The following is a 24,618-nucleotide window of genomic DNA, read 5'->3' on the forward strand; positions in this document are numbered from 1 at the left end:
CCTCTCTTTCAGTTTTGCGCCCGATCGGGCGTCTCGGATTGTGTGTTAGCAGCTACGTTCTGTTGGCGGGCACCGGCTTGCTTGAGCTCGGCGACCCACTGCGGATCGGCGTCGCCGATCTCGTTGTTCACTGGCAAATAACGTTCTGGAAACTCCCAGATCAGCACTTGTGGCGGGCTGTTCTTGAAGGCGTCGCTCTTGAGGTAGCTGAGCATCGGCAGAATCGGGCCATGGCCGTCTTCGGCGTAGTTGACGACGTCGCTGTGCAGGGCTTGCTTGAGCGCACCGACGAAGTTCCAGGTTGGGTTGGCGCTGTAGCTGGTACCGATCAGGGCCACGGGCACCTGGGCATCGGCAAACAACGCGTCGTCGCTGGCCGGCTGGTCGTCGGCTTCGCGGGTGTTGCGTTTGACCAGCGGCTCCTGGGCTGGCATCAGGTTTTCAAACAGCGGGTCCAGCGGCAGGAACTGACGCAGGTCGCCCTTGTGGATAATCTTTTCCGCAGGCTCGGTGACGAAACGCTGTGGCTCGCCGTTGAGAGGAGTACGTTCGGCAATCGCCTTGGCCAGATGTTCCGCAGCGATTTGCGCGCCTTCCGGTGTCCAGTGGGTGTCGGTGCGCAGGAACACTTGCTGGCCGCTTTGCTTGGCCTGTTGCATCGGGCCGAGCAGGTCCGGGGCGAGGATCTTGTCTGCCGCCACGCGAGCGTGGAAATCCTGGTACAGGTTGGCGTGAATGCTCGAAGGCTTCACTTCACCCAGGTGTTCCGGGTACAGCCGCGCTTTGGCCGGGACGATCGCCATGACCAGCGTGATGCCCTGTTCCTTGAGTTTCTGGCGCACGCCTTCGACCAGCGCGTAGTTGTCCTGCAGGTTCTGTTCTTCGTTGACGATCGGGTTGAACTCTTCGTCGCTGTATAGCCACTGGTCGCGACCGAGGACCACGCCTTTGCGGCCTTCGTTGAACAGCTTGTAGTCCAGTGCCGCCCAGATGTTGGTGCCCAGGCGCTTGATCGGAAACTCTTCGTCGTAGTGCGTTTCCACGGCCTTGGCCCAGCGACCGTTGAGCACGGTCGCATCGGGGTTGGTACTGAAGCCGAGGAAGCTGCGCATCGACCAAATACCCAGGGCTGTCAGGATCAGCATAAACAGCGCGACGTAGAAGATGCGTAATGAGCGGGTCATGTTCAGATCCCTCAGAACTGGAAGTAAAGGAACGGCGAGAAGCTTTGCGCCGACAGTTTGAGAATCGAGGCGATGAACAGCACCAACACCAGGGTGCGCATCACGTAGCGAGACCAGTCCACAGTCCAGTAGGCCGGTTGCACCTGGGCTTCGACGCCGACGGTGTAGCCCGGTTCATGGATGGTCGACGGGTTGTCGCCCGGTACGGCTTTGATCAGCCCCGGTTGCGCGGTAGCAGGACCGTTGGCTTCGGTGCTCTGTTCAGGCTTGGCCTTGACCGGCGGACGATTGGTGTAGAAGTCGCGCAGGCCGAAGAAGGCGAGGGTGATGTAGGCCACCGCCAACGTAGCGATCTGCAGGCCGGTGAGGTTGGCACGGGTCAGTTCCGACAGCGACCAGTCGCCGAAGCTGAACATGGCGCTGTACATGCGACCGGCCACGTGCAGGTTTTCTGCACGGAAGATCACCCAGCCCATCACTACCAGCAGGAACGTCAGCGCCCAGCGGATCGGGTTGATGCTGCGTGGGTTGGTGTCGATACCCACCGCTTTCTCGATGGCCAGCCACATGCCGTGCCAGGCGCCCCAGATCACGTAGGTGATGTTCGCGCCGTGCCACAGACCGCCCAGGAGCATGGTCAGGAACAGGTTGCGATAGGTCATCAGCGTGCCTTTGCGGTTACCGCCAAGGGTGATGTAGAGGTAATCGCGCAGCCAGGTCGACAGGCTGATGTGCCAGCGACGCCAGAACTCGGTGATCGACTGGCTGATGTACGGCTGCTTGAAGTTTTCCATGAAGCGGAAACCCATCATCAAGCCCAGGCCGATGGCCATGTCGCTGTAGCCGGAGAAGTCGAAGTACAACTGCGCGGTGTACGCCAGGGCGCCGAGCCAGGCATCGCCGGTGGTCGGGTTTTGCAGGGCAAAGCAATGGTCGGCCACCACCGCCAGGGTGTCGGCGATGAACACTTTCTTGATGAAGCCCTGCATGAAGCGCGTGCAGCCTTCGGAGAACTTGTCCAGCGTGTGGGTGCGGTTGTTGAACTGGTCGGCCAGGTCACGGAAACGCAGCACGGGACCGGCAATCAAGTGCGGGAAGATCGCCACGAATGCCGCGAAGTCGATCAGGTTGCGGGTTGCCGGGGTGTCGCCGCGGTAGACGTCGATGATGTAGCTGATGGACTCGAAGATGTAGAACGAGATCCCGATCGGCAACAGTACGTGGGTCAGGATGAACGGGTTCAGACCGAAGCCACTGATGATCGCATTGAGGCTGTCCACGCCGAAGTTGGCGTATTTGAAATAGCCCAGGATCGCCAAGTCCACGCCCACGCCGAGCAACAGCCAGCGCTGGGCCGGTTTGGTGCGCACACCGGCGGCGCCGACTTTCAGGCCGATCCAGTAGTTCCACAGGGTCACGCCTGCGAACAGGGCCAGGAAGTCCACCCGCCACCAGGCATAGAACACGTAGCTGGCGATCAGCAGCAGCAGGTTGCGATAGCGTTGCCCGCTCAAGTAATACAAGCCGAGAAAGATCGGCAAGAATAGGAACAGGAACACATTGGATGAAAATACCATCCCGATCTCTCCATGTTGAATCAACAGTCAAGGGCCAGAGCCCCCCCAAACCCCCCCATGAAAAAGAGGGGTGATGATCGTTCCCACGCTCTGCGTGGGAATGCCTCTACGGAAGCTCCGCGTTCGGCTTTTTGGGACGCAGAGCGTCCCCGGCTGCATTCCCACGCAGAGCGTGGGAACGATCAGCGGTAATCAGCTTCCTTTTTCGCCTTTCTCATGCGAAGGGTCGTACACCCGCGTCAAGTCACCGCCGAGTCGGAAGGTCTTGAACGGCTGCATTTCATGCTTGCGTTCCAGCACGTCTTCGGAGCAGGTGTAGAGGCTGCAGAACGGTTCGAGCCAGGCAAATTTCGAATCGATCTTCAGGTCTTTCATGTCCTGCTCTTCGCCGTTCTTCTCTTCGAAGATATCCGGGTCCTTGACGCCGGCCAGCACGCGGTCACCCAATCGCTTGAGGGCGCCGTTGTTTTCCTGGCGCAAGTCCACGCCATTGACCTGGGCGAAACTGGCGATCATCGCCAGTGGCGGCAGGGCATAGTTGTGGTAGGACAGGGCCCGTTGCTTGCGCTTGAGCTCATTGGGCAAGAAGCCTTCGGCGTCGACCTGGTTGACGCCTACCTTGTATTCCTTGACGGCCCAGTCGAACAGGTCGCGACGGTTGGTCGCCACGGAGGTGGCCATTACCGACCAGGCGGCCCAGTACGAGTGGTTGTTGGTTTTTTCCAACGGCAAATTGTCCCAGTCGCTGACGACTTGATCCGCCATTTTGCTGAACCAGCCTTCGATCAATTGCGCTTGCTCTTGACGGTTGGCCAGCGGGCGCGACTCGGAGAACTTCAAGCGCACATAGGCCGAAGCCATGCTGCCCAAGGCCCATTTGCGCATGGACTTGCCGGTGTGGTTGAAGTCCTTGGACATCAACGCATCGGCCTGGGCCCAGGCGGTCAGCCAGTTCAGCGTGCATTCCAGTTGCTCGGGACGACCGTCGCGCATGAACTGCATGACCTGCTTGCTAATGCCACGCTCGATTTTGGTGATGTCGGCGGTGCTGTCGCGGAAGGCTTTTTCCGATTGCACGTTCAGTGTCGAGCGAGCCTTGTCGGAGCCCTCGTACTTACTGCGAAACTGCAGCGAGCCGGTATACGGCGTTGGCACGGCATCGCAACTTTGGCCGCCATTACCTTCCTTGACCTTTTCGATCGGTGCGAAGTAGCCCTGCGGCGGACGCAGCGGGGCCGCGGCCTGCGTGGCCCCGGCGAACATCGCCAAGGCCAGCAGCGACGGCGCCAGCAGCGTTTTCAACGTTCGGGTGCGCATGGTTCTAGTCATGAGACGAGACCTCATTGTCCGATTTGAGCCGTTTGTTGCTCGGCTTGCGAAGATGCGTTGCGTTTGCAGACTTTCGCTTCGACTTGCAGCGGCTCTTTACCGGCTTCAGGACCCTGGACTTCGAGAGCCAGCAGGTTTTGCGAAGCCCAGTCTTCGTCGGTGCGCAATTGGAAGGCGAAACGTCCGTCGGTTTCGGAGGTGTTCGGTTTTTCGATCTTGATGTCCTCGTGGCGCCCATTCATGTACCAGAGGGTGGCTTGCAAGGTTTTCACCGAGGTGTCGGCGAAGCGGATATCGATCTGGTGACTGCCGTTACGCAGGTCCATATTCTTGCTGTTGACCATCAATTCGTTTTTGCCCGGCTTGAGCTTGGCCTTGCTGCTCATCAGCGCTGGCTTGCCTTCGCAACCGTTGTTGTCCAGTAGCGCCATCATCTGGCGGTAGATGGTTTCCTGGTCCAGGCGATACAGCGGCGAGAATTCCCAGATGAGAATCTTCGGCGGGCTCTTCTGGAACTCTTCGCTGCCCAGGTACTGGATCATCGCGCCCTCGAAACCGCCGCCGGGGAAGGCCACGTTGAGGATGTCGGCGCCGATGGCTTCTTGCAGGAAGCCGGCGAAGTTGTAGTTCTTGCCGCTGTGGCTGGTACCCACGAGGGTGATCTGCGGATCGCCGGAATCGCCGAACAGGTCGCCGTCGCCGGCCTCGCCCTTGGGCTCGGTGGTGAACTGGTCCATGTACTGGATCGCGTAGCTGGTGCCGCACAGCTGCCCGGCCATGTTGTGCAGGGTGCCGGTCTTGCCCATGCGGCCGGACTTCTTGGTCTCGAATTCCTGCTTGGGAATGTCAGCGAAGGCCGGGATCTGCTTGACCTTCTCGGCGACGATTTTCGCTGTGCGCTGTGCGCCGTATGGGGTCCAGTGCTGGTCGCCGCGGAAGTAGAAGTCGTGGGCCGGCAGGGTTTCGGGCAGGTTTTCGTTGGTCAGTGGCGACAGATCCGGCACCACGTAACCCATCTGCGCGAAACGACCGAGCATGGTTTTGTAATTGGCCAGGGCCTTTTCGTAGTCGAAGGAAGCCTTTTCCTGCGGGTTGAGCTTGTTGCGGTTCACCAGGCCACGGGTCGGCTGGTAGACGATCACCAGTTCAACGCCTTTTTTCTTGAAGGCATCGTGCAGCTGCTGCATGCGCTTGTAGCCGGCCGGCGTGGTATTGAATTCAGTACGCAGGTCTTCCTGGGTACGGAACAGCCAGTCGCCCTGGGCCTGTACCAGCGTGGTGAAGTTCTGCTGGTAGCGCGTGGTGTAGTTCTTCGCGTCATGGGCGGCAGGGCAGAGGTTGCAGCACGGTTCAGCAGTAAAGGTCGGTGCCTTGATTTCATCGGCACGCGCGCCGCTTGCGGCGGCTAGAATGCCGGCAGTCAGGGCGGACAGGCCCAGGAGCTTGATCATCTGTGGGTTCATAAAGGTCATTCCTCAGTCCCGCATTTCGGTCTGGCGTTCGACAGGGTCGATCAGCACGGCTTTTTGCTGGCGCACCAGCAGGTCGAGAATTTCGTCCTGGCGTTCGCCAAGAATCCCCGTGAAGCTGATGCCGCTGGATTTGGTCGGCGCGAGCATGGACACGCGGTACAGCTCGACACTCAATGGCGAGTCGATGGACAACGGGCCGCTGCCGTTGCCGGCCAGTTCGCCACCGACCACGATCAACGACACTTCGGCGTCGAACGGGTCGAGCTTGATGTCCCGGTCGGTGTCGGACAGGTCCTTGATGTGGCCATAGAGACCGGTCAAGCCGTTGGCCATGGACAGGTTTTCGTAGAGGCGAATGTTCACGCTGTTACGAATCCGGATGCCGTGGCGGCGGTTGCTGATCACTTTGTTGCCCCACAGCAGGTTGTCACCACTTTCGTACAGCGTGATGCCGTCGGTGTGGTTCTTGTAGATCTCGTTGTAGGCGATCAGGTTGTTCACGCTGTTACGGTCGATCACCACGCCGGAGAGTTTGTTGTCGTAGCTGCGGTTATTGAAAATGAAGCTGTCGTTCACCTCACGGGAAATAATGATCCCGTGCTTTTTCTTGGTCCCGTAGACGGTGTTGTCGGCGATGATCAGCCGATGGGAACGGTCGTGGGGGTCGATGCCGTAGACGATGTTGTCTTTGTACGTGCTGCCTTTGATCACAAAGTCGCTGGTCTCGTAGCAGTAGAAGCCGTACCACATGTCCGAGAACTCGGAACCGATGATCCAGCCGGTCGGTTCCTTGCGCTTGAGGACCTTGGCCATGTTCGGCGTGTACTGGGAAATACTCACCCCGTACGACTTACTGTTGGCATAGCCGAAGCTCGCCATCTTGGTGTTGACGATGTAGGTCTCGGTGCCGCCCCAGGACAGCAGGAACGGCCGGAATTCGTTGGCCGAGCGGAACGTGGCGGGGCCGTTTTCCTTTTCGCGCCAGCCGGTGACCTTGGTGTCGCGGATGAACATATGTCCATCGTTGACCAGGAACGAGCCGCCCTCTTGGGACAGGCGCAGTTCCTGGGTCTGTTTGTCGATTTCCAGGATGCCTTTCTGCCCGACCACGATCGGGATCTTCGCCAGGTAGACGCCTGGCGAAGTTTCGATGATGTACTTGGGCACCTTTTTAGCCAGGTCCTTGAGATTCATATAACCGTCGTCAAGGAAGATGGCCTGTGGGATGCCGTGCTGACGCACCACCCACTCGGCCATCTTGTTGTCGCCGCCGATGAAGTCCTTCAAGGCGTTTTCCTGCATCATCCGCCGCACGCTGACTTTGCCGGGCTTGCTGCGCACGATCTTTGCGGCGACCGCTTCGGCGGTGTAGCCGGAAAGGTCGGGCAGGGTCGGGGCGGCCAGCTCCAGCGGTTCGGTTGGCGCGCTGCTGACGGTGTAGGTCTTGGCTTGTTGCAGTTCCTTGACCACGTTGCCCGGTTTGACCACCGGTTCAACGTTGGCGAACGCCGACGAGCCGGCCAGCAGCATCGCTGCGGCCAACAGGCTGATCGAACCTTTCATCGCCTGGCTGTTCCTGAGGTAGCGGTTCATATCGGGCACTCCCATGGCCGTTCGCATCAGAAGCGCCAGATCACGTCGACAAAGGCGCGATGCATGTACGAATCGACCTCTTTGCCGTAGGCGTCGCCTGGCTTGAATACGCCGCCACGAAAGCGCACCAGCGCCGACGGCTCATCAATGGATTGACTCAGCGCGGCCGGTAGCAGGCCTTGCTTGAAGTATTTGGTGACGACCAGATCGACTTCCTGGCCCAGGTCCTTGTTGCCGTCACGCAGCGGCAGGGACGAGGTGGAGAGGATGGCGCCGGTCACGTCGTCGGTGTTGTTTTCCACGGCATTGATGCCGTTGCTGCCCACCGGCTTGTTGCCGTCCACGCGCCAGAACTTGTGGTACACCAGGCTGGCGTCGTATTCGTCGCGCAGCTGCCAGGAACCGAACAGGCTGGCGCTCTGGGTGTTGGCCATTTCGCCCCGGAAGGCTTCGCCGAAACGGTGGACCCGTGAGCGAGTACCGGTGAAGTTCGACCGGTTGCTTTGCAGGCCGTTCTGTTCGTAGTCCTCGCTGGCGCGGGCATAGGCTGCACCGACTTGCCATTGCGGGTCGAGGCGCAGGCGGATACCCAGGTCGGTGGCCCAGCCGTCGACGTCGTCACTGCGCTTGAGTTGCGCGGGGCGGGTGCCGTCGGCATCGAGCGGGTTGACCGTGTCGCGATCGCCAGTCATGCCGGTAAGGCTTGCCCAGTAATTGACGGTGTTGGTGTTGCGCCAGTTGTAGGCGTCGCTGTTGGCTTCCAGGCCGAGCCAGGTCAAGTCGCCGTTCTGAGTCTTGTCCAGGGTGTCGGTGGCTTCGCCCGGGGTCGGGTAATCGAGGCTGCCGCTGTCATGGGAATGGTGGGCACGGATACCCGCCCACTGGCCAGGCATCCACTGATAGCCGACGTCACCGTAGACGTGCATGCGATCCTTGTCCTGTGGCGACAGCTCCTTGAGGTCGGTGCGGTATTCGCTGAAGCGTTCGGCGATGCCGAGATTGGCCCGCAGCAAGGTGGTGTCGAAGGTCCAGTTCAGGGCTTCGATGTTGGTGTCGCGCCATTGGCCGTCGTCGTTGCGCAGGCGCTGGCGACCGAACTTCAACTGTTCGCCCGGATAAGGGGTCAGGCCGCGGTAGCCAATCCAGAATTCGCGCATGGCCAGGTAGTTTTTCTTGGCCTCGCGGTCGCCGCTGTCGGTTTGCTGGGTCACGTCGTCCGACTGCTGCAGGGTGTCGGTCTCGATGATGTCGGTGGACGTCACGGCCTGGGCCATGGCGTAGGCGCTCCAGGCTCCACTTTCCCCATAGACCCATGGACGCAGGTCCAGGCCGATGCCGTTGACGTCGCCACCGCGTTGGGTGCCGAGGTCGCGGTCATCTTCGGACTGGCCGGTGATCTTCACTTCCAGGCCAAAATTCTTGCTGTCGGTCAGGGCCGCCAGGGTCGGGCAGGACCACAGCAGGGCAAACGACAGGCCAATACCAGCCTGCACAAAAGGATTGAGCTTCAAAAGCTTCATAGAGGTTCCTCGCCGTCATCTTCTTTTAGGGCTTGCAGTTCCAGCGTATCGGGGCTCATTGCGCCGCGAATGGCCTGCTCTTGTTGTAGCAGGCGTTGCGCTTGTGCAAGTTGCTGCGGCGGTAATTGTGCTTCGAGGGTCTGGGCAAGCTCGATGGCCTGCGGGGTGTTTTGCGCCTTGGCTAACTGGCTGAACACATAAGCGTTGACCGGGTTGGGCTTGGTGCCCTTGCCTTGGGAAAACAGCTGGGCAATGGCGTAGTCAGCGCTGTTCTGGCCGTTGCGAGCGGCCTTGAGCAGGTGATCCAGGGCTTTTTGCGAGTACACCTGGCCCAGGTAGCCACGGCGATAGATCTGGCCGAGGTAGTAGTCGGCGGACACTTCACGGCCAACGGCTTTCTGGAAATGTTCCTCGGCGGCTTTGGCGTCAGCCGGCACCCACTTGCCTTCGTAGTACAGCTTGCCCAGCAGCACTTCGGCACGCGGCTGGTCGGCGGCACGGCCGTTTTCCAGGTACTGCATCATCTTGTCGACATCACCCAGCTCGGGGAAGTCGTAAAGCAGTTGCGCCAGGCTGACCCAGGCAGCGGGGTAGCCGGGGGCGATGCCTTCGAGCAGCGACTGGGCGGTTTTCTCGTCGGTCTTGCCCAGGCTCGAATCGGCCAGGACACGAGCGACGCTGTCCACACGCTGGGCAGACACTACGCCACGGGCGTGACCGGCCTGCATCTGCTTGAGCAGTTCAGCCTGCTGTTCGGGCTGAGCGCGTTTCTGATAGACCGTGGCCAATTCGACGTAGCAGATGTCGGTGGTGGCCAAGGCTGCCTTGCAGACCTTTTCCACTTCGTCCAGATGCTGGTCGTAAGTGCCCTGGGTGCGATAGAGCAGGATTTGCGCCAGGCCCGCTTCCGGATAACCGGCGCTGCGCCATTGGCTGATCTGCTGCTGGGCGTTGACGTTAGGGAAGCTGTGAGGGTATTGCAGGTACAGCATCGCCAGCGGGATCAGGGTATTGCCTTCACCGTTGGCGAAGGCCTTTTTCAGCAAACCTTCGGCTTCATGTTTTTCCGCTTCGGTGGAACCGGGCTTGGCCACCAGCAGGCGACCCAGGCGAGCCTGGGCCCGTGGCGAGATGTCGGCAGCGGCGCGGTAGGTCGCCTCGGCCTTTCTCATCTGCTCGGGGTCGCGGCTGTCTACCTGGATATCGGCCAGGCCAACCTGGGCTTCGCTGTAGCCCAGGTCTGCCAATTGCTGATAGTTCTGCTGCGCCAACGCCGTGTCGCCGCGCTTGAGGGCTTCGTTGGCCAGGCGTTGGTCGGGCAGGCCGGCACAACCGGCCAGGCTCACGGCCAATGCCAAGGCACACAGGGTCCCCACTTGGGAACGCGCTTGCGGCATCTCATCCTGACCGCGTTGATCCTTTCGCGAGCATGCTCGCTCCCACAGGCTCCGTGGGGTGTTAAGGATTTTTATAATGGTCACGGGCATATCCTCGACTTAAAGACCAACGGCCATGGCTTTGTCGATCAGCCAGTTCAGGTTCGGGCCACGGTCGCTGACGACTTCCACCGGACGACCGGCCAGGGAGCTGTCCAAGGCTTCGTCAGGCTGGATCAGCACACGGATATCGGAAGACAGGTCGGCGCTTTTGAGGCTGCTGCTGCTGACGATCTTGCCGGTGCGGGTGGCGTCTTCGCCTGCAACCTGGAAGCTGACCGGAGTGCCTGGGCGCACGTCGCCGAACTGGCGATAGGAGAAACGCGCTTCGACGTTGGCTTCGGCGCCACGTGGAACCAGTTGGAAGATCACGTCACCCTTGCTGGCGTACTGGCCGTTGGAAACCATTTGCTGAGCCACGATGCAGTCGCATGGCGAGGTCAGGGTGCCGGTCATTTGCTTGCCGAACAGTTCCTCGACCTTGGCCGGCTGCAATTGGTTGTCGTCCAAGTGACCCTTGAGCACGTCGAGCATGCTGGTGCTGAAGGTCGCCAACGGGGCGCCTTTGGCGGCCAGGCCGTCGGGCTTGACCAGGCTTTGCACGGTGCCGTCGCGCGGCATGGTGATCGCCATGCCCGGTACGTTGACGATGCCGGCCTGGGCGTGGCTGACGAAGTACATGCCATATACCGACTTGAAGATGAAACCGAACGCCGCCAGGCCGACAATGAAAATCCCCAGGCTGAAGGTCACGGCGCGCAGGCGACCGAAGGCGCTCATGCCGCCGTTTTCATCTTTCTGCTTGCGAGCCTTGGTGAAGTTGTCGCGCTGCAGCGTCGCCAGCACGTCGCCGACGCCGACGATGTCGCCGGCCAGGTGCGAGGTGATGATGTGGCGCAGCGTCGAGATGTCCCGCGGCTCCAGGTTCTGGAACTGGCAACCGGTACGGCCGGTCTCGCGGTCGTAGGAACGGATCTGCAGTTCCACGTCCATGGCCAGGCCAAGGTTGTCGATCACGAACTGCAAGCGAGCCTTGTAGGTCTCGCCAACCTTGAGCGGCAACTGACCGGCGTTGAAGCACAGGCCACCGGCGGACAGGTCCAGGACCTTGACTTCCATGGGCGTACGGTCAGGGCCGAAAAAGCGCAACTTGGCCGGGATTTTGACCCGGGCGTGTTGGCGTTGGGCTTCGGATTCATGCACTACGTTGACATTCACGGCGGTGTTCATAGGGGCGATTTCCTAGTTAATTCATTCAAGTCCGGTCAGACCATCGTCAGCAGCACGGCGACAAAGATGCTGCCGGCGGAGAAGGTCATGGTCCGAGACGACCAAGTGTTGAACCAACGTTGAAAGCTGGCGAGATCACGGGTCAGGTGGGTGGGCTGGCGAGTCCAGGATTGTTGATCGAGGCGGAAGAACACGTAGATCTTCACCAGCGCGCCGACGATCTGGTTGTAATAGAGAATCGCCGGGTAGGCCGGGCCGATCCGGTGTCCGGAGCACGACAGCAACAAGGTCAACAGCAACCGTGTGATGCCGATCCACAGCAGGTACACCAGGATGAACGCGGTGCCGTACTTGAAGCTGGCGATGATCGCCACGGTCAAGCCCAGCAGCGAGGTCCACATCGATACGCGCTGGTCGAACAGCACAACTGAAGTGAACAGGCCCAGACGCCGCATACCCAGGCCGAGGGCCCGGGAGTTCTGCCGCAGGTTGTTGCCGTACCAGCGGAACATCAGCTTGCGGCTGGCCTTGATGAAGCTCTTCTCCGGCGGGTGCTCGACGGTGTTGATCGCCGCATCCGGCACATAGAACGTGTCGTAGCCCAGGCGCATCAGGCTGAACCAACTCGATTTGTCGTCGCCGGTGAGGAACTTGAAGCGGCCCAGGCGCCAGTGTTGCAGCGAGTCGCTTTCCACGTCGGCAATGAAGTCCGGATTGGTCACCACGCTGGCGCGGAACACCGACATACGCCCGGTCATGGTCAGCACGCGCTTGGACAGGGCCATGGAGCACATGTTGATGTGACGCTGGGCGAAGCGCAGCTTATGCCACTCGCTCATGATGTAGCCGCCGCGCACTTCGCAGAATTCGTTGGTGGTCAGGCCGCCGACGTTGCCGAACAGCTGGAACCACGGCACGGTCTTGCGTACCACGCCTTCGGCGAGCACGGTGTCGCCATCGATCACGGCGACCACGGCGCGGTCGTCCGGCAAGTGGCGGGAGATTGCGCGGAAACCGTAGGCGAGGCCGTCACGCTTGCCTGTGCCGGGGATGCGCACGAAGTCCAGCTTGACGCGCTCTGGCGGATTCATGCGGGCCCAGAGGCTCTTGACCAGCAATTCGTCGGACATTTCCACGATGGAGCAGACCACGGTAGTGGGCAGCCCGCACTCGATGGCTTCGCGAATCACCGAGCCGTAGACCTGGGCGGTGGTCAGTGCGTCGATCCGGAAACTGGTGACCATCAGGTACACGTGGGACGGATCCGCCGCCTTGCCCAACTTGCGTACCTTGCGGCGCAGGTGTGGGTAGACGATGTACAGGAAGATCATGCCGCGCACGAAATGCGTTGCTCCCATGGAGTAACGCCAAATGCCCACGGCGCCGATCAGGAAGATGAAATCCTTCGATTCGGCGTCGAACGTGGACGTGGGCAACGCCGTGGCGATGCCCATCAATAAACTCAAGTAAAACAGCCAACCGGCGGCCTGAAGCAGGCCGTGCTTTAGCCTGTGCATAATCTGCATCCGTCTCTATCTCGGGCGGGCCTTGTGGGCGGCCCGATGGGTTAAGGCAGGCGAAAGGCCGGCCGGGGCAAGCCCCGGCCGGCTAACAGACTTACCAGCAGATGCCTTCGGTCTGGCCACTCGGGGAGGTGGCCTTGGACATGAAACCAACCAGGTCGATGACCTGCTTGCCTTCCGGTACGTTCTCGGTCAGCGCGCGGAACTTCTCGTCGCGGTTACCGAGGATGATGATGTCGGAGCTGTCGATCACCGCGTCGAAGTCGGAATTGAGCAAGGACGAGACGTGAGGAATCTTCGACTCGATGTAATCCTTGTTCGCACCGTGGACGCGTGCGTATTCAACGTTGCTGTCGTAGATCTTCAGGTCGAAACCCTTGCCGATCAGCATTTCCGCCAGTTCCACCAGTGGGCTTTCACGCAGGTCGTCGGTGCCGGCCTTGAAGCTCAGGCCCAGCAGGGCGACTTTGCGCTTGTCGTGGCTGGAAACGATGTCGAAGGCGTTCTGCACCTGGGATTCGTTGCTGCGCATCAGCGAGTTGAGCAGCGGCGCTTCCACGTCCAGCGAGCTTGCGCGGTAGGTCAGGGCGCGCACGTCTTTTGGCAGGCACGAGCCGCCGAAAGCGAAGCCTGGGCGCATGTAGTACTGGGACAGGTTCAGGACCTTGTCCTGGCAGACCACGTCCATCACTTCACGACCATCGACGCCGACGGCCTTGGCGATGTTGCCGATCTCGTTGGCGAAGGTCACCTTGGTGGCGTGCCAGACGTTGCAGGTGTACTTGATCATCTCGGCAACGGCGATGTCCTTGCGGATGATCGGTGCGTCGAGCTCTTCGTACAGCGATTGCAGGACGTCGCCGGAGGCAGTGTCGAATTCGCCGATGACGGTCATTGGCGGCTGGTCGTAGTCCTTGATCGCAGTGCTTTCACGCAGGAATTCAGGGTTGACCGCGACGCCGAAATCGACGCCGGCTTTCTTGCCGGAGCAGTCTTCGAGGATTGGGATGACCACATTAGCCACGGTGCCTGGCAGCACGGTGCTACGAACCACGATGGTATGACGGGTGGTCTTGTCACGCAGGACAAAACCAATCTCGCGGCACACTGCTTCGATGTAGTTGAGTTCCAGGTCGCCGTTCTTTTTGCTTGGCGTGCCGACACAAATCATCGACAGGTCAGTATCGCGAATTGCTTCGGCGAAGTTGGTGGTACCGCGCAGGCGACCTGTTTGAATGCCTTGCGCCAACAGCTCGCCAAGACCCGGTTCAACGATCGGAGATTTACCGGCGTTGATCATGTCGATTTTGTCTTTGGCGACATCTACGCCAACTACATCATGGCCCCGTGCAGACAGGCAACCGGCACATACTGCACCGACGTAACCCAAACCAAATATGCTAATGCGCATCGCATTTACCTCTGTTTTCACGCCATTAAATGGCCGGAGTTAATAGTGTTCAGCGGTCATCGAGCACTCGGAAGTGTGGAATGCAGGCGCCACAATGCCGTGTGCAGGCATACTAAGTTCCGAGTGTCTAAATAATTGCACTCAAGTTGTGCGCAAAGCGGCCTAGTTGTTATGACCTGCCCTGTTATGCAGCCAGTCCTCGTTGTCGGGACGTCCGTGCAAAAGGTCGTTGACCTCCGATTTCTGGCAAAAAGCCCACAAAATCAGAAGCTTGTGTGCTCGTGAGAGCACTTGATAGGGGCACAGCCTTGGCCTTGTAGGGGGATAGTAGTGGTGCGTTATCTCCCGTCCCTTAAGTGTGGATCCAATTAGACGACCGTTTCGCTAAGTTGTCGTGACAACTCGGTTACTTCGGACGGCGTCCCACGTAAGTTATCTCGTACACGCTCGGCGAGAATCGTTACGGGTGGTATGAGCCGTGCAATTTCACATAGTTCCGATCCGCTCATCGCCATTTTCGAAATTTTTCGAAATATTTGCCTAGATGGCACTGCCCTCATATTGATAGCACTTACGGTTTGGCCCTTTAGTTACGGGCGTTTAAAGGGGGTGGATAGTTTTGTGCCACTACGGATTAAAAATTTTGGTGCCACTACGGAAAAATCTGACATTTGTCGAGTGAAAGAAAAGTTAGCGCAGGGGGTGTTTGATTTATTGGCGCCAAGAAAGTGGCAAGTTGGGCGGGGAAGTGGGATGACACATACGGCTTCAATCGAGGCCCCTTATCGGGGCCTGAAAGAGACGTTGCGTTATTGCGGGGCGTTGTCGCGCAGAAAGACCATTTTTTGCGAAGAGGACTGTTCAGCGTTATAGCGATAACCCTGTACGTCGAAGTGTTTGAGTTGCGCCGGGTCATTGATGCGTTGCTCTATAACGAACCGACTCATCAGGCCGCGGGCTTTTTTCGCGTAGAAGCTGATGATTTTGTACTGGCCGTTCTTGAGGTCCTTGAATTCGGTATCGATGACGCGTGCGTTCAGTGCACTGCGCTTGACCGCCGAGAAGTATTCATTGGACGCCAGGTTCAATAATACGTCGTCGCCCTGGTCGGCCAGGGCTTCGTTCAGCCACTCGCTGATACGGGTGCCCCAGAATGCATAAAGATCCTTGCCTCGGGCGTTGGCCAGCTTCGTGCCCATTTCCAGGCGATAGGGTTGCATCAAGTCCAGCGGGCGCAACAGGCCATACAGGCCCGAAAGCATGCGCAAATGTTGCTGGGCGTAATCGAAATCGGCTTCGCCGAGGCTTTGTGCGTCGAGACCGGTGTAGACATCACCCTTGAAGGCCAGCAGTGCTTGTTTGGCATTGTCTGGCGTAAACGCCGGATTCCAGCTGCCGAACCGCGCAGCGTTGAGGCCGCCGATCTTGTCGGAAACGTGCATCAGCTCGCTGATCTGGGCCGGTGAGAGTTCTCGCAACTGCTCGACCAGTTCCTGGGAGTGATCCAGGTATTGCGGCAGGGTAAAGCGCTCGATGGCCGGCGGTGTTTCGAAATCGAGGGTCTTGGCGGGGGAAATCACCATCAGCATGCAAACGTCTCCTTTAAGGGTGCGGCGATTCTAGGGGGTTGTTTGGGGGGACTCCAGCTATTGAGGTGATAGGGGATGGGTGGCGGGCCGGATTGATTGCTGGGAAGCCTTTGTGGCAAAAGCAGGTTCGCCAAGTAAGGATACGGTCACAGGCCAGTGCTGCCCCAGGATCAGCTATCATCCCGCGCGGGTTTCGTTATGGAGACATCCCTTTTGCGTATCGCCCTTCTTCTATCGGCCTGGTTGCTGAGCCTCGGCGTCATCGCCGCGCCCAACGACGTCGCCACCCTGGACCGCAGCACCTGGCCTGAGCAACTCACCAGCCCGACCTTGTTCGATGTGGCCTCGCGGGCCGAGGTCCTGATGTTTGCCCGGGTGTTGCTGGACGTCGATGCCATGGACGAAATAGCCCTCAAGCAGTACCTGGGGCTACGCACGGTGAACATGGCAGCGGTCAACGCCCTGCGGGCACGGCTGTGGCAGCGGCTGCTGTCCAGCTACAACTTTGCCCAGCGCAGTTGCGGATTGGACGCGTCGTTTTGTTACCTGGTCGAAGACATGGCGACCTTGCGCGAAGAGGCGGGCAGATTCGAGCTCGATGACAATTCCTATTACATCAAGTGGGCCGAGCCGAGCCGGATCTTCCATACGCAATATCGGGACGAGCTGCTGCGCAAGGCAGCACTGTTTCCCCAAGTCAGCAGCGAAGTCGAGCGCTTCGGCGATTACGAACGCAACGGCGAGGCGATGAACGACCGACTGTTCTTGCTGACCTTTGACAGCGGCGCCAACGTCGCGCCGGACAATACGCCGTGGCTGACCGAGTACCTGCGCAAGTCGAACATCAACGGCACCTTTTTTGTGCTGGGCAAGGATTTCCAGGCGCGGCTGGTGGATCGCTCGGTCAATGATCTCCAGGCGTTGTATTCCGGGCAATGCGTCGGGGTGCAGGGCTGGGAGTTCCGCTCCCACAGCTATTGGCAGGATTGGCAGGACTCGGTGCGGCGCAGCGTCGATCTGGTCAAGGGCAAGCTTCCCGAGAATTACGTGCCGCTGTTCCGCCCGCCCCAAGGCCAGCGCCGAGGAGATGCCCAGTCCTTCTTCAGGACCCAGGGCCTGCAAGTGGCGCTATGGGATATCGATCCCCAGGACAGCACCAACCGCCTCAAGCCCGAGCAAAGCGCCCAGCGTGTGCTGACTCTGATGTTGCTGTGGCGCCACGGCGTCATCAATTTCAACGCCAAGCAGGATGCGGTCAAAACGGCGATGCCTTGGCTCATTGCGCAAACGGCGCAAAGCGGGATTGGTTGGGAGGATTGCCAGGACGCGTTTCGCTGAAAAGCAAAAGCCCCGTAAACGTTGGGCGAGAGGGGATTCTGTCGTGCATTCGGGGCGACCGGACTTCCGACTTTAACGGCGCGACGGCGGTACGCCAAGGGCTATTCGTCACTCTGAAAAATAAACTTCAAAAAAGCGTCAAAGTACTTTTTCCTGTCATGGGTTTTGGAGTATCAAGAAGTCAGACCGCCGAAACCTGCAACACAGGTGGCGTCTTCCAAGACCCAGATTGTGTGCAGTTCACCTGAATCCTCGCGGGTGAATTCGGTGGCTACCTCGAGGCGCAGCACTGTCACGGTATTGCGTCGAATGGCCCCCACAAAGGTGACCGAGTATGGATGACCACGGACGTAGCCCTTCCTCCAACCAGCCAATCCTGTATGTACTCGATACCAACGTATTGATCCACGATCCAAACGCGCTGCTGAACTTCGAAGAACACCACGTTGCCATCCCGATGACCGTGCTTGAAGAGCTGGACAAGCTCAAGAGCGGGCATCACAGCGTGGCGGCTGAATGCCGGCAGGCGATCCGCCTGATCGACAAGACCTTGGGCGACGCCTCGCCCGAAGACGTTGAACTCGGGGTCCCGATCCAGCGCGGCAAAAGTGGTCCCAAGGGCTTGCTCTCGATCCTGATGAGCAAACGCACCGAACCCAACCTGGTGCTGCCTGAACACCTGAACGACAACATCATCATCAACCAGTTGATCGACCTGCACGCGCGCAACAAGGACCAAGCTGTCGTGCTGGTGACCAAAGACATCAACATGCGCCTCAAGGCCCGTGCCTGCGGAATCGCGGCGGAGGACTACAGCACCGACCAACTGGTCGACGACGTATCGCTGCTGCCCAACGGCTACCACACCATGACCGGCTCCTTCTGGGACCGTGTGAGCAAGGTCGAGACTCGCCAGGACCATGGTCGCACCTGGCACCAGGTGCAACTGATCGACAACCTGCCGGCAGTGCACATCAATGAATTCATTATCGATGAACAAGGATTCGTCGGCTGGATCAAGGAAATCCAGGTCGACAAGCTGCTGATCCTCGATCTGCACCAGGAGCCCTTGCTTCACCAGGAGGCGTGGGGCCTCAAACCGCGTGACATCTACCAGAGCCTGGCCTTGTTCGCCTTGCTCGACCCGGACATTCACCTGGTCAACCTGTCCGGCGCCGCCGGTTCCGGCAAGACCATCCTGGCCCTGGCCGCCGCCATCGAACAGACCATGGTCAGCAAGCGCTACCGGCGCATTATCGCCACCCGCAGCGTGCAGGGCCTGGATCAGGAAATCGGCTTCCTGCCCGGCACCGAAGCGGAAAAAATGGAGCCTTGGCTGGGCGCCATCACCGACAACCTCGAAGCCTTGCACATGGATGATGAAAGCACCCATGGCAGCGTCGATTACATCCTCAGCAAAGTGCCGTTGCAGTTCAAATCCCTCAATTACATCCGAGGCCGCAGCTTCCAGCAGAGCCTGATCCTGATCGACGAATGCCAGAACCTGACCCCGCACCAGATGAAAACCATCATCACCCGTGCCGGTGCCGGTTCCAAGGTGGTGTGCCTGGGTAACCTGGCGCAGATCGACACCCCTTACCTGTCCGCGACCAGCTCCGGGCTGACCTACTTGACCGAACGTTTCAAGGATTTCCCAAACGGGGTCCATATCACCCTGCAGGGCGTACCGCGCTCGATCCTGGCCGAATACGCCGAATCTCACCTGTAATCCCAGCCAAACCGGGCGACCTCACCGTCGCCCGGTTCTTTATGACTCCCACAAGGGGGCTTTGCAGTGCCTGGCAATTGCAGGTGCGACAATCAGCCCTGCCGGAATCTGACTCACAGGTTTACAATCGACGCTCCTGATCAGGAGTTACCCTGTGCTGACCCATCTCGATTCCCAAGGTCGCGCCAACATGGTCGACGTGACCGACAAGGCCGTGACGTTCCGTGAAGCCACCGCCGAAGCCTTTGTGCGCATGCTGCCCGACACGCTGCAGATGATCGTCAGCGGCGGTCACCCCAAGGGTGATGTGTTCGCCGTTGCGCGTATTGCCGGCATCCAGGCGGCCAAGAAAACCAGCGACCTGATTCCGCTCTGCCACCCGCTGATGCTCACCAGCGTCAAGGTCGAGCTCAATGCCGAAGGCGAGGACCGGGTGCGCATCGTCGCCCGCTGCAAACTGTCGGGGCAGACCGGCGTGGAAATGGAAGCCCTCACCGCCGCCAGCGTCGCCGCGTTGACCATTTATGACATGTGCAAGGCCGTGGACCGGGGCATGACCATCGAAGGCGTGCGGGTGTTGGAGAAGCTTGGCGGCAAGAGCGGCCACTTCCAGGCGGATGCGTCATGAACATCACGGTGAAGTTCTTCGCCCGATACCGTGAAGCGCTTGGTATGGATTCGCTAAAGGTGGAAGGCGATTTCGCCACGGTCGACGATGTGCGCGCGTTGCTCGCCCAACGTGACGGTGCCGAGGTGCTGAAGGAGCAGAACCTCATGTGCGCCCGCAACGAAGACCTGTGCCAGCTCGATGAACCGCTGTCGGAGGGTGACGAAGTGGCGTTCTTCCCCACCGTGACCGGAGGCTGAGCCATGGCGATTCGTGTGCAGGCCAATCCATTCGACCCGGGAACCGAAGTCAACGCGATGCACGCGGCCAACGTCGGCGTCGGGGCGGTCGTGAGTTTTGTCGGCTACGTGCGTGACTTCAACGACGGACTGGATGTGTCTGGCATGTTCCTGGAGCATTATCCGGGCATGACCGAAAAAGCCCTGGGCAAGATCGCCGACGAGGCCGAGCAGCGCTGGCCATTGCTCAAGCTGGAAGTGCTGCACCGCATCGGCGCCCTGGAGCCGGGCGAGCCAATCGTCTTCGTCGCCGCCGCCAGCGCCCATCGCCAGGCGGCATTCGATGCCTGCGCCTTTGTCATGGACTACCTCAAGACCCGCGCTCCCTTCTGGAAAAAGGAAAACACCGCTGACGGCCCGCGCTGGGTTGAAGGGCGGGACAGCGATCACGCGGCGGCGGATCGCTGGAAGTCATAAGCACCTGCAAAAAAAAGCGCAGCTGTCACGGCTGCGCTGATCGGACCCATCACTTCAAATAATCAAGAGTGCTTGCGCTCAACCGGCCGCAACAAATGCGTCGGCGGGGTTTCGCAATTGATCTTTTTCCCCAGCAACGCCTCGATCGACGGCAACTGGTAGGAATCATCCTCGCCGGCGAAGCTGATCGAAACCCCGGCGGCCCCGGCCCGACCGGTACGGCCGATACGGTGCACGTAATCGTCCGGTACTTCCGGCAGGGTGAAGTTGATAACGTGGCTGATGCCGTCGATGTGGATGCCGCGCCCGGCCACGTCGGTGGCGACCAGCACGCGGATCTTGCCTTCACGGAAACCTTCGAGCGTCTTGATGCGCTTGTGCTGCGGCACATCGCCCGACAGTTGCGCGGCGTTGACGCCATCGCGCACCAGGCGTTCTTCGATGCGGCGCACTTCGTCCTTGCGGTTGGCGAATACCATCACCCGCTCCCAACCGTTGTCGTTGACCAGGTTGTAGAGCAGCTTGTACTTGTCGGCACCGGCGACTGCGTAGATGTGTTGCTCGACGTTTTCGCTGGCGACGTTCAGCGCCTCGATCTCGACAATGGACGGGTCGGTGGTCCATTGCTTGGCCAGGTTCATCACATCTTCGGTGAACGTGGCAGAGAACAGCAGCGTCTGGCGTTCGCTCTTTGGCGGCGTCTGGCGAATGATCTGACGCACCTGCGGGATGAAGCCCATGTCGAGCATGCGGTCGGCTTCGTCCAACACCATCACTTCGACCATGTCCAAGTGCACGTCGCCGCGCTGGTTGAAATCCAGCAGGCGGCCCGGTGTTGCGACGAGGATGTCGCAGTGGCGGGCTTCGAGATGCTTGAGCTGCTTGTCGAAGTCCATGCCGCCGACGAACGTCATCACGTTCAGGCCGGTGTATTTGGTCAGGTCGGCGGCGTCCTTGGCGATCTGCACCACCAGCTCGCGGGTCGGCGCGATGATCAACGCCCGTGGCTCGCCCATGTAGCGTTCCTTGGGCGGCGGCGTCTGGAGCAGTTGGGTGATGATGGAAATGAGGAATGCCGCGGTCTTGCCGGTGCCGGTCTGGGCACGGCCGATGGCGTCTTTGCCGGCCAGGGTGAAACCCAGCACCTGCGCCTGGATGGGCGTGCAATACGGGAAACCCAAGTCGTGGATGGCGTGCATCAGTTCCGGGGCCAGTTTGAAATCGTGGAAACGGGTCTTGCCTTCCTGGGGCTCTACGGCGAAATCATCGAGCTTCCAGGCGACAACCGGCGGTTTCGGTGCGCGTTCGCGACGCGGCTTGGCGGCTTCGGGTGGCCGTTCCGGTGCAGGGGAAACGTCAGGCTCGGTGGCGGCAGCGGGCGCCGACGCTTTTTTATCGCTGGCAACCGGCGCGGCGCGGCGCGGCTGCTGGGGTGCTTCGGTACGGCTCGGGCCGTGGACCGGCGCGCTGGTGCCAGGCGCGAGCTGCTCGGCCTCGCTTTTACCGAACATCTTCTTGAGTGCTTTGAGCACGGTCATCTCATCGATTGGTTAAGGAATGTACGCCGGCCAGTGTAATGCAAGAAACGGGCGCGGCGTAGTGTGATCGTCAAAGGACCGGCGTGGCGATTGGCCGCTTAGCGCAACCGCTCGGCCAGCCAGTTACCGATGTCGCGGATCTCCTCGGGTAACACTTCGTGGCCCATTGGGTATTCCTGCCATGTCACGGTGACACCATGCAGCTTCAAATATTCTTTCGCGGTTCGCCCCATCGGGTTGAGTACCACTTCGTCGTACTGTCCGTGCAGCGCCAGTACCGGAACGCGTTGCTGGCTGGCAGACAACTGCAGTTCTTCGCTGAACGTTGGCGCGTACGTGGACAATGCGATCACGCCGCCCAGTGGCCCCTGCCATTTGACGAATGCCGTGTGATAAACCACCGCGCCGCCTTGGGAGAAACCCGCCAGGAAGATCCGCGAGGCGTCTATTCCGCTGGCTCGCTGGGTTTCCATCAGCTCGATGACCCGTTGCGAGGAGGCTTCCAGTTGCTGCTCGTCGATGGCCCGGGCCGGGCTCAAGGCACGGATGTCGTACCAACTGGGCATGGCGTAGCCACCGTTGATCGTGACCGGCTGCGTCGGTGCCTGGGGCAGGACGAACCGCGTGGTCAGCAAACTTTGCTGCAACATTTCGGCGACCGGCATGAAGTCGTAGCGATCGGCGCCCAGGCCGTGGAGCCAGATAACGCACGCGTCGGCGGTGCTTGAGGGCTCGATAATCAAGGGGTCGGTCATGGTGTGCTCCAAAAATGTGCGGGCGCGCTCAATCAGTGCGTGATTACGGTGCGGGCCTGGTGCCTCAGTTAATTAGATGTCGCAATGCTACAACTTTTTGTCTTGACGTGTTTAGTAAGGGGCAAGCGCAGCGGTGTGGTACGGGCTTTGCTATGGGGAAGCCTGAGTGATGATTCTCACGCTGCGCGGTAACACTATCAGCTCGACGCGACGCATGGGATATCAGAATCCGGTGATGGATGTTCGCCAATAGCCGCTACGGGCTTCGCGAACGTGAAGGGCTACAGCCCGTTCGGCCGATTGGTGAGAAGTGAGTAAGGCGCCGTTTATAGGCGCTCTCATGATTAGACTCATAGCGAAGGCCCAGACGTCGGTTGACCCTAAAAAAAGCCAACAAGGGTCGGCAATGCCTCAAAAGGGTGCGACAGGGCTCAAGCTCCGACACAACAAGAGCAAAACTGGAGGTTTGAATGAAGTTACTGAAATCCACCCTGGCAGTCGTGACTGCAGCAGCAGTTCTCGGTGTCAGCGGGTTCGCTCAGGCGGGTGCAACCCTGGATGCCGTACAGAAGAAAGGCTTTGTACAGTGCGGTGTGAGCGATGGTTTGCCGGGTTTCTCGGTACCTGATGCCTCCGGCAAGATCCTCGGCATCGACGCTGACTTCTGCCGCGCCGTGGCCGCCGCCGTATTTGGTGACGCCAACAAGGTGAAATTCAGCCAGTTGAACGCCAAGGAGCGTTTCACCGCGCTGCAGTCCGGCGAAATCGACATCCTGTCGCGCAACACCACCATGACCAGTTCCCGCGATGCCGGCATGGGCTTGGTGTTCCCTGGCTTCATTACCTACTACGACGGCATCGGCTTCCTGGTAAACAACAAGCTGGGCGTCAAGAGCGCCAAGGAACTGGACGGTGCGACCATCTGCATCCAGGCCGGTACCACCACTGAGCTGAACGTTTCCGACTACTTCCGCGGTAATGGCTTGAAGTACACCCCCATCACTTTCGACACCTCCGATGAAAGCGCCAAGTCGCTGGAATCCGGTCGCTGCGATGTGCTGACCTCCGACAAGTCCCAGCTGTTCGCCCAGCGCAGCAAGCTGGCTTCGCCGAAGGACTACGTAGTTCTGCCGGAAACCATTTCCAAGGAGCCACTGGGCCCAGTCGTGCGTAATGGCGATGAAGAGTGGTCGAAAATCGTGCGCTGGACTGGCTACGCCATGCTCAACACTGAAGAAGCCGGCATCACTTCGAAGAACGTCGAAGCTGAAGCCAAGTCCACCAAGAACCCGGACGTCGCCCGTATGCTCGGCGCTGACGGCGAATACGGTAAAGACCTGAAGCTGCCGAAAGACTGGGTCGTGCAAATCGTCAAACAAGTCGGCAACTACGGTGAAGTGTTCGAGCGTAACCTCGGCAAGGGCACCCCGCTGGAAATCGATCGCGGCCTGAACGCTCTGTGGAACGCAGGCGGCATTCAATACGCACCACCAGTGCGCTGATGGTTCTATCACCCGGTGGGCCAACCACCGGGTGATGTTCTGTTCCATTCTTTGCGGGGCACTTCATGCAAAATTCAATCGGCGCACCTAAGCAGAGGCTCAGCCTCAGCGATCCACGAGTGCGTGCGTGGGTATTTCAGATCGTCACTATCGTGGCGGTTGTTTCCCTGGGCTGGTTTCTGTTCGATAACACGCAAACCAACCTTGAGCACCGGGGTATTACCTCCGGCTTCAGCTTTCTGGAGCGCAGTGCCGGTTTCGGCATCGCTCAAACCCTGATCGACTACACCGAAGCGGACAGCTATGCCCGCGTCTTCGTCATCGGGTTGCTCAACACATTGCTGGTGACCTTCATCGGCGTGATCCTGGCGACGATCCTCGGTTTCATTGTCGGCGTGGCCCGGCTGTCGAAAAACTGGATCATCGCCAAAGTGGCGACGGTGTACGTGGAAGTCTTCCGCAACATCCCACCACTGCTGCAGATCCTGTTCTGGTACTTCGCGGTCTTCTTGACCATGCCTGGGCCGCGCGCCGCCCACAGTTTCGCTGATACCTTCTTTGTCAGCAGC

At 59.8% G+C, this 24,618-nt stretch carries 20 protein-coding genes; 7 read left to right on the forward strand and 13 right to left on the reverse strand.

The genetic code is table 11. The features are described 5' to 3' along the window. Positions 1-8: 8 nt before the first annotated feature. The 11 genes from HU762_RS15255 to yaaA form a co-directional block, all read right to left on the reverse strand. A complete protein-coding gene (locus tag HU762_RS15255) occupies positions 9-1,184 on the reverse strand; it encodes an alginate O-acetyltransferase (RefSeq protein WP_186638386.1) in 1,176 nt (391 codons plus the stop codon). An 11-nt stretch (positions 1,185-1,195) separates the two neighbouring features. Beyond that, on the reverse strand, positions 1,196-2,761 hold the full coding sequence (locus tag HU762_RS15260) for an MBOAT family protein (protein ID WP_186638388.1): 1,566 nt from the start codon (positions 2,759-2,761) through the stop codon (positions 1,196-1,198). Positions 2,762-2,953: 192 nt separating this feature from the next. After that, positions 2,954-4,090, reverse strand: a complete 1,137-nt coding sequence (locus tag HU762_RS15265; protein WP_186610966.1) for a mannuronate-specific alginate lyase — start codon at positions 4,088-4,090, stop codon at positions 2,954-2,956. An 11-nt stretch (positions 4,091-4,101) separates the two neighbouring features. Further along, entirely contained in the window at positions 4,102-5,553 is a 1,452-nt protein-coding gene (locus tag HU762_RS15270; RefSeq protein WP_186638390.1) for an alginate O-acetyltransferase, read from the reverse strand. A gap of 12 nt (positions 5,554-5,565) precedes the next feature. Further along, positions 5,566-7,155: a mannuronan 5-epimerase AlgG gene (gene algG / locus HU762_RS15275; RefSeq protein ID WP_186638392.1), complete on the reverse strand. Its 1,590-nt coding sequence runs from the start codon at positions 7,153-7,155 to the stop codon at positions 5,566-5,568. 26 nt (positions 7,156-7,181) lie between these two features. Continuing rightward, positions 7,182-8,666, reverse strand: a complete 1,485-nt coding sequence (locus HU762_RS15280) for an alginate export family protein (RefSeq protein WP_186638433.1) — start codon at positions 8,664-8,666, stop codon at positions 7,182-7,184. A gap of 5 nt (positions 8,667-8,671) precedes the next feature. Then, positions 8,672-10,156 (reverse strand): alginate biosynthesis TPR repeat lipoprotein AlgK, encoded by a 1,485-nt coding sequence (algK, locus tag HU762_RS15285; RefSeq protein WP_186638394.1) that lies wholly within the window; start codon positions 10,154-10,156, stop codon positions 8,672-8,674. A gap of 15 nt (positions 10,157-10,171) precedes the next feature. Beyond that, entirely contained in the window at positions 10,172-11,341 is a 1,170-nt protein-coding gene (locus HU762_RS15290) for an alginate biosynthesis protein Alg44 (protein ID WP_186638396.1), read from the reverse strand. A gap of 35 nt (positions 11,342-11,376) precedes the next feature. Next, complete coding sequence (gene alg8 / locus HU762_RS15295) at positions 11,377-12,861, reverse strand: mannuronan synthase (protein WP_186638435.1); 1,485 nt, start codon at positions 12,859-12,861, stop codon at positions 11,377-11,379. Between the two features lie 97 nt (positions 12,862-12,958). Beyond that, positions 12,959-14,275 carry a nucleotide sugar dehydrogenase gene (locus HU762_RS15300; RefSeq protein WP_186638397.1) on the reverse strand — a complete coding sequence of 439 codons (1,317 nt, stop codon included), beginning with the start codon at positions 14,273-14,275 and terminating at the stop codon, positions 12,959-12,961. Between the two features lie 809 nt (positions 14,276-15,084). Beyond that, the gene (gene yaaA, locus HU762_RS15305) at positions 15,085-15,864 is read right to left on the reverse strand and encodes a peroxide stress protein YaaA (RefSeq protein WP_186638398.1); all 780 of its coding nucleotides are present in this window, start codon (positions 15,862-15,864) and stop codon (positions 15,085-15,087) included. A gap of 213 nt (positions 15,865-16,077) precedes the next feature. Here yaaA and HU762_RS15310 point away from each other — a divergent pair, with 213 nt between their 5' ends. From HU762_RS15310 to moaE, 5 genes are all read left to right on the forward strand, one after another. Next, positions 16,078-17,202 carry a polysaccharide deacetylase family protein gene (locus tag HU762_RS15310; RefSeq protein ID WP_186638399.1) on the forward strand — a complete coding sequence of 375 codons (1,125 nt, stop codon included), beginning with the start codon at positions 16,078-16,080 and terminating at the stop codon, positions 17,200-17,202. A gap of 334 nt (positions 17,203-17,536) precedes the next feature. Further along, positions 17,537-18,931, forward strand: coding sequence for a PhoH family protein (locus tag HU762_RS15315; RefSeq protein ID WP_072408927.1), 1,395 nt, complete (start codon positions 17,537-17,539; stop codon positions 18,929-18,931). Between the two features lie 154 nt (positions 18,932-19,085). After that, on the forward strand, positions 19,086-19,559 hold the full coding sequence (gene moaC / locus HU762_RS15320; protein WP_030139643.1) for a cyclic pyranopterin monophosphate synthase MoaC: 474 nt from the start codon (positions 19,086-19,088) through the stop codon (positions 19,557-19,559). Further along, on the forward strand, positions 19,556-19,798 hold the full coding sequence (gene moaD / locus HU762_RS15325) for a molybdopterin converting factor subunit 1 (RefSeq protein ID WP_186638400.1): 243 nt from the start codon (positions 19,556-19,558) through the stop codon (positions 19,796-19,798). Before moaC ends, moaD begins: the two co-directional genes overlap by 4 nt. Positions 19,799-19,801: 3 nt before the next feature. Next, a complete protein-coding gene (moaE, locus tag HU762_RS15330) occupies positions 19,802-20,254 on the forward strand; it encodes a molybdopterin synthase catalytic subunit MoaE (RefSeq protein ID WP_186638401.1) in 453 nt (150 codons plus the stop codon). A gap of 62 nt (positions 20,255-20,316) precedes the next feature. Here the strand turns inward: moaE and rhlB are convergent, their stop codons facing one another. After that, positions 20,317-21,792 (reverse strand): ATP-dependent RNA helicase RhlB, encoded by a 1,476-nt coding sequence (rhlB, locus tag HU762_RS15335; protein ID WP_186638402.1) that lies wholly within the window; start codon positions 21,790-21,792, stop codon positions 20,317-20,319. Between the two features lie 98 nt (positions 21,793-21,890). Then, a complete protein-coding gene (locus tag HU762_RS15340) occupies positions 21,891-22,547 on the reverse strand; it encodes an alpha/beta hydrolase (protein ID WP_186638404.1) in 657 nt (218 codons plus the stop codon). Between the two features lie 470 nt (positions 22,548-23,017). Between HU762_RS15340 and HU762_RS15345 the strand changes: the two genes are divergently transcribed. Then, the gene (locus tag HU762_RS15345) at positions 23,018-24,049 is read left to right on the forward strand and encodes an amino acid ABC transporter substrate-binding protein (RefSeq protein WP_186638406.1); all 1,032 of its coding nucleotides are present in this window, start codon (positions 23,018-23,020) and stop codon (positions 24,047-24,049) included. A 65-nt stretch (positions 24,050-24,114) separates the two neighbouring features. Further along, positions 24,115-24,618, forward strand: a 504-nt coding sequence (locus tag HU762_RS15350; RefSeq protein ID WP_186638408.1) for an ABC transporter permease subunit, incomplete at its 3' end; no start/stop codon positions are given.

It is taken from the genome of Pseudomonas sp. SWRI92 (assembly GCF_014268685.1).
In the GTDB taxonomy this organism is placed as follows: domain Bacteria; phylum Pseudomonadota; class Gammaproteobacteria; order Pseudomonadales; family Pseudomonadaceae; genus Aquipseudomonas; species Aquipseudomonas marvdashtae.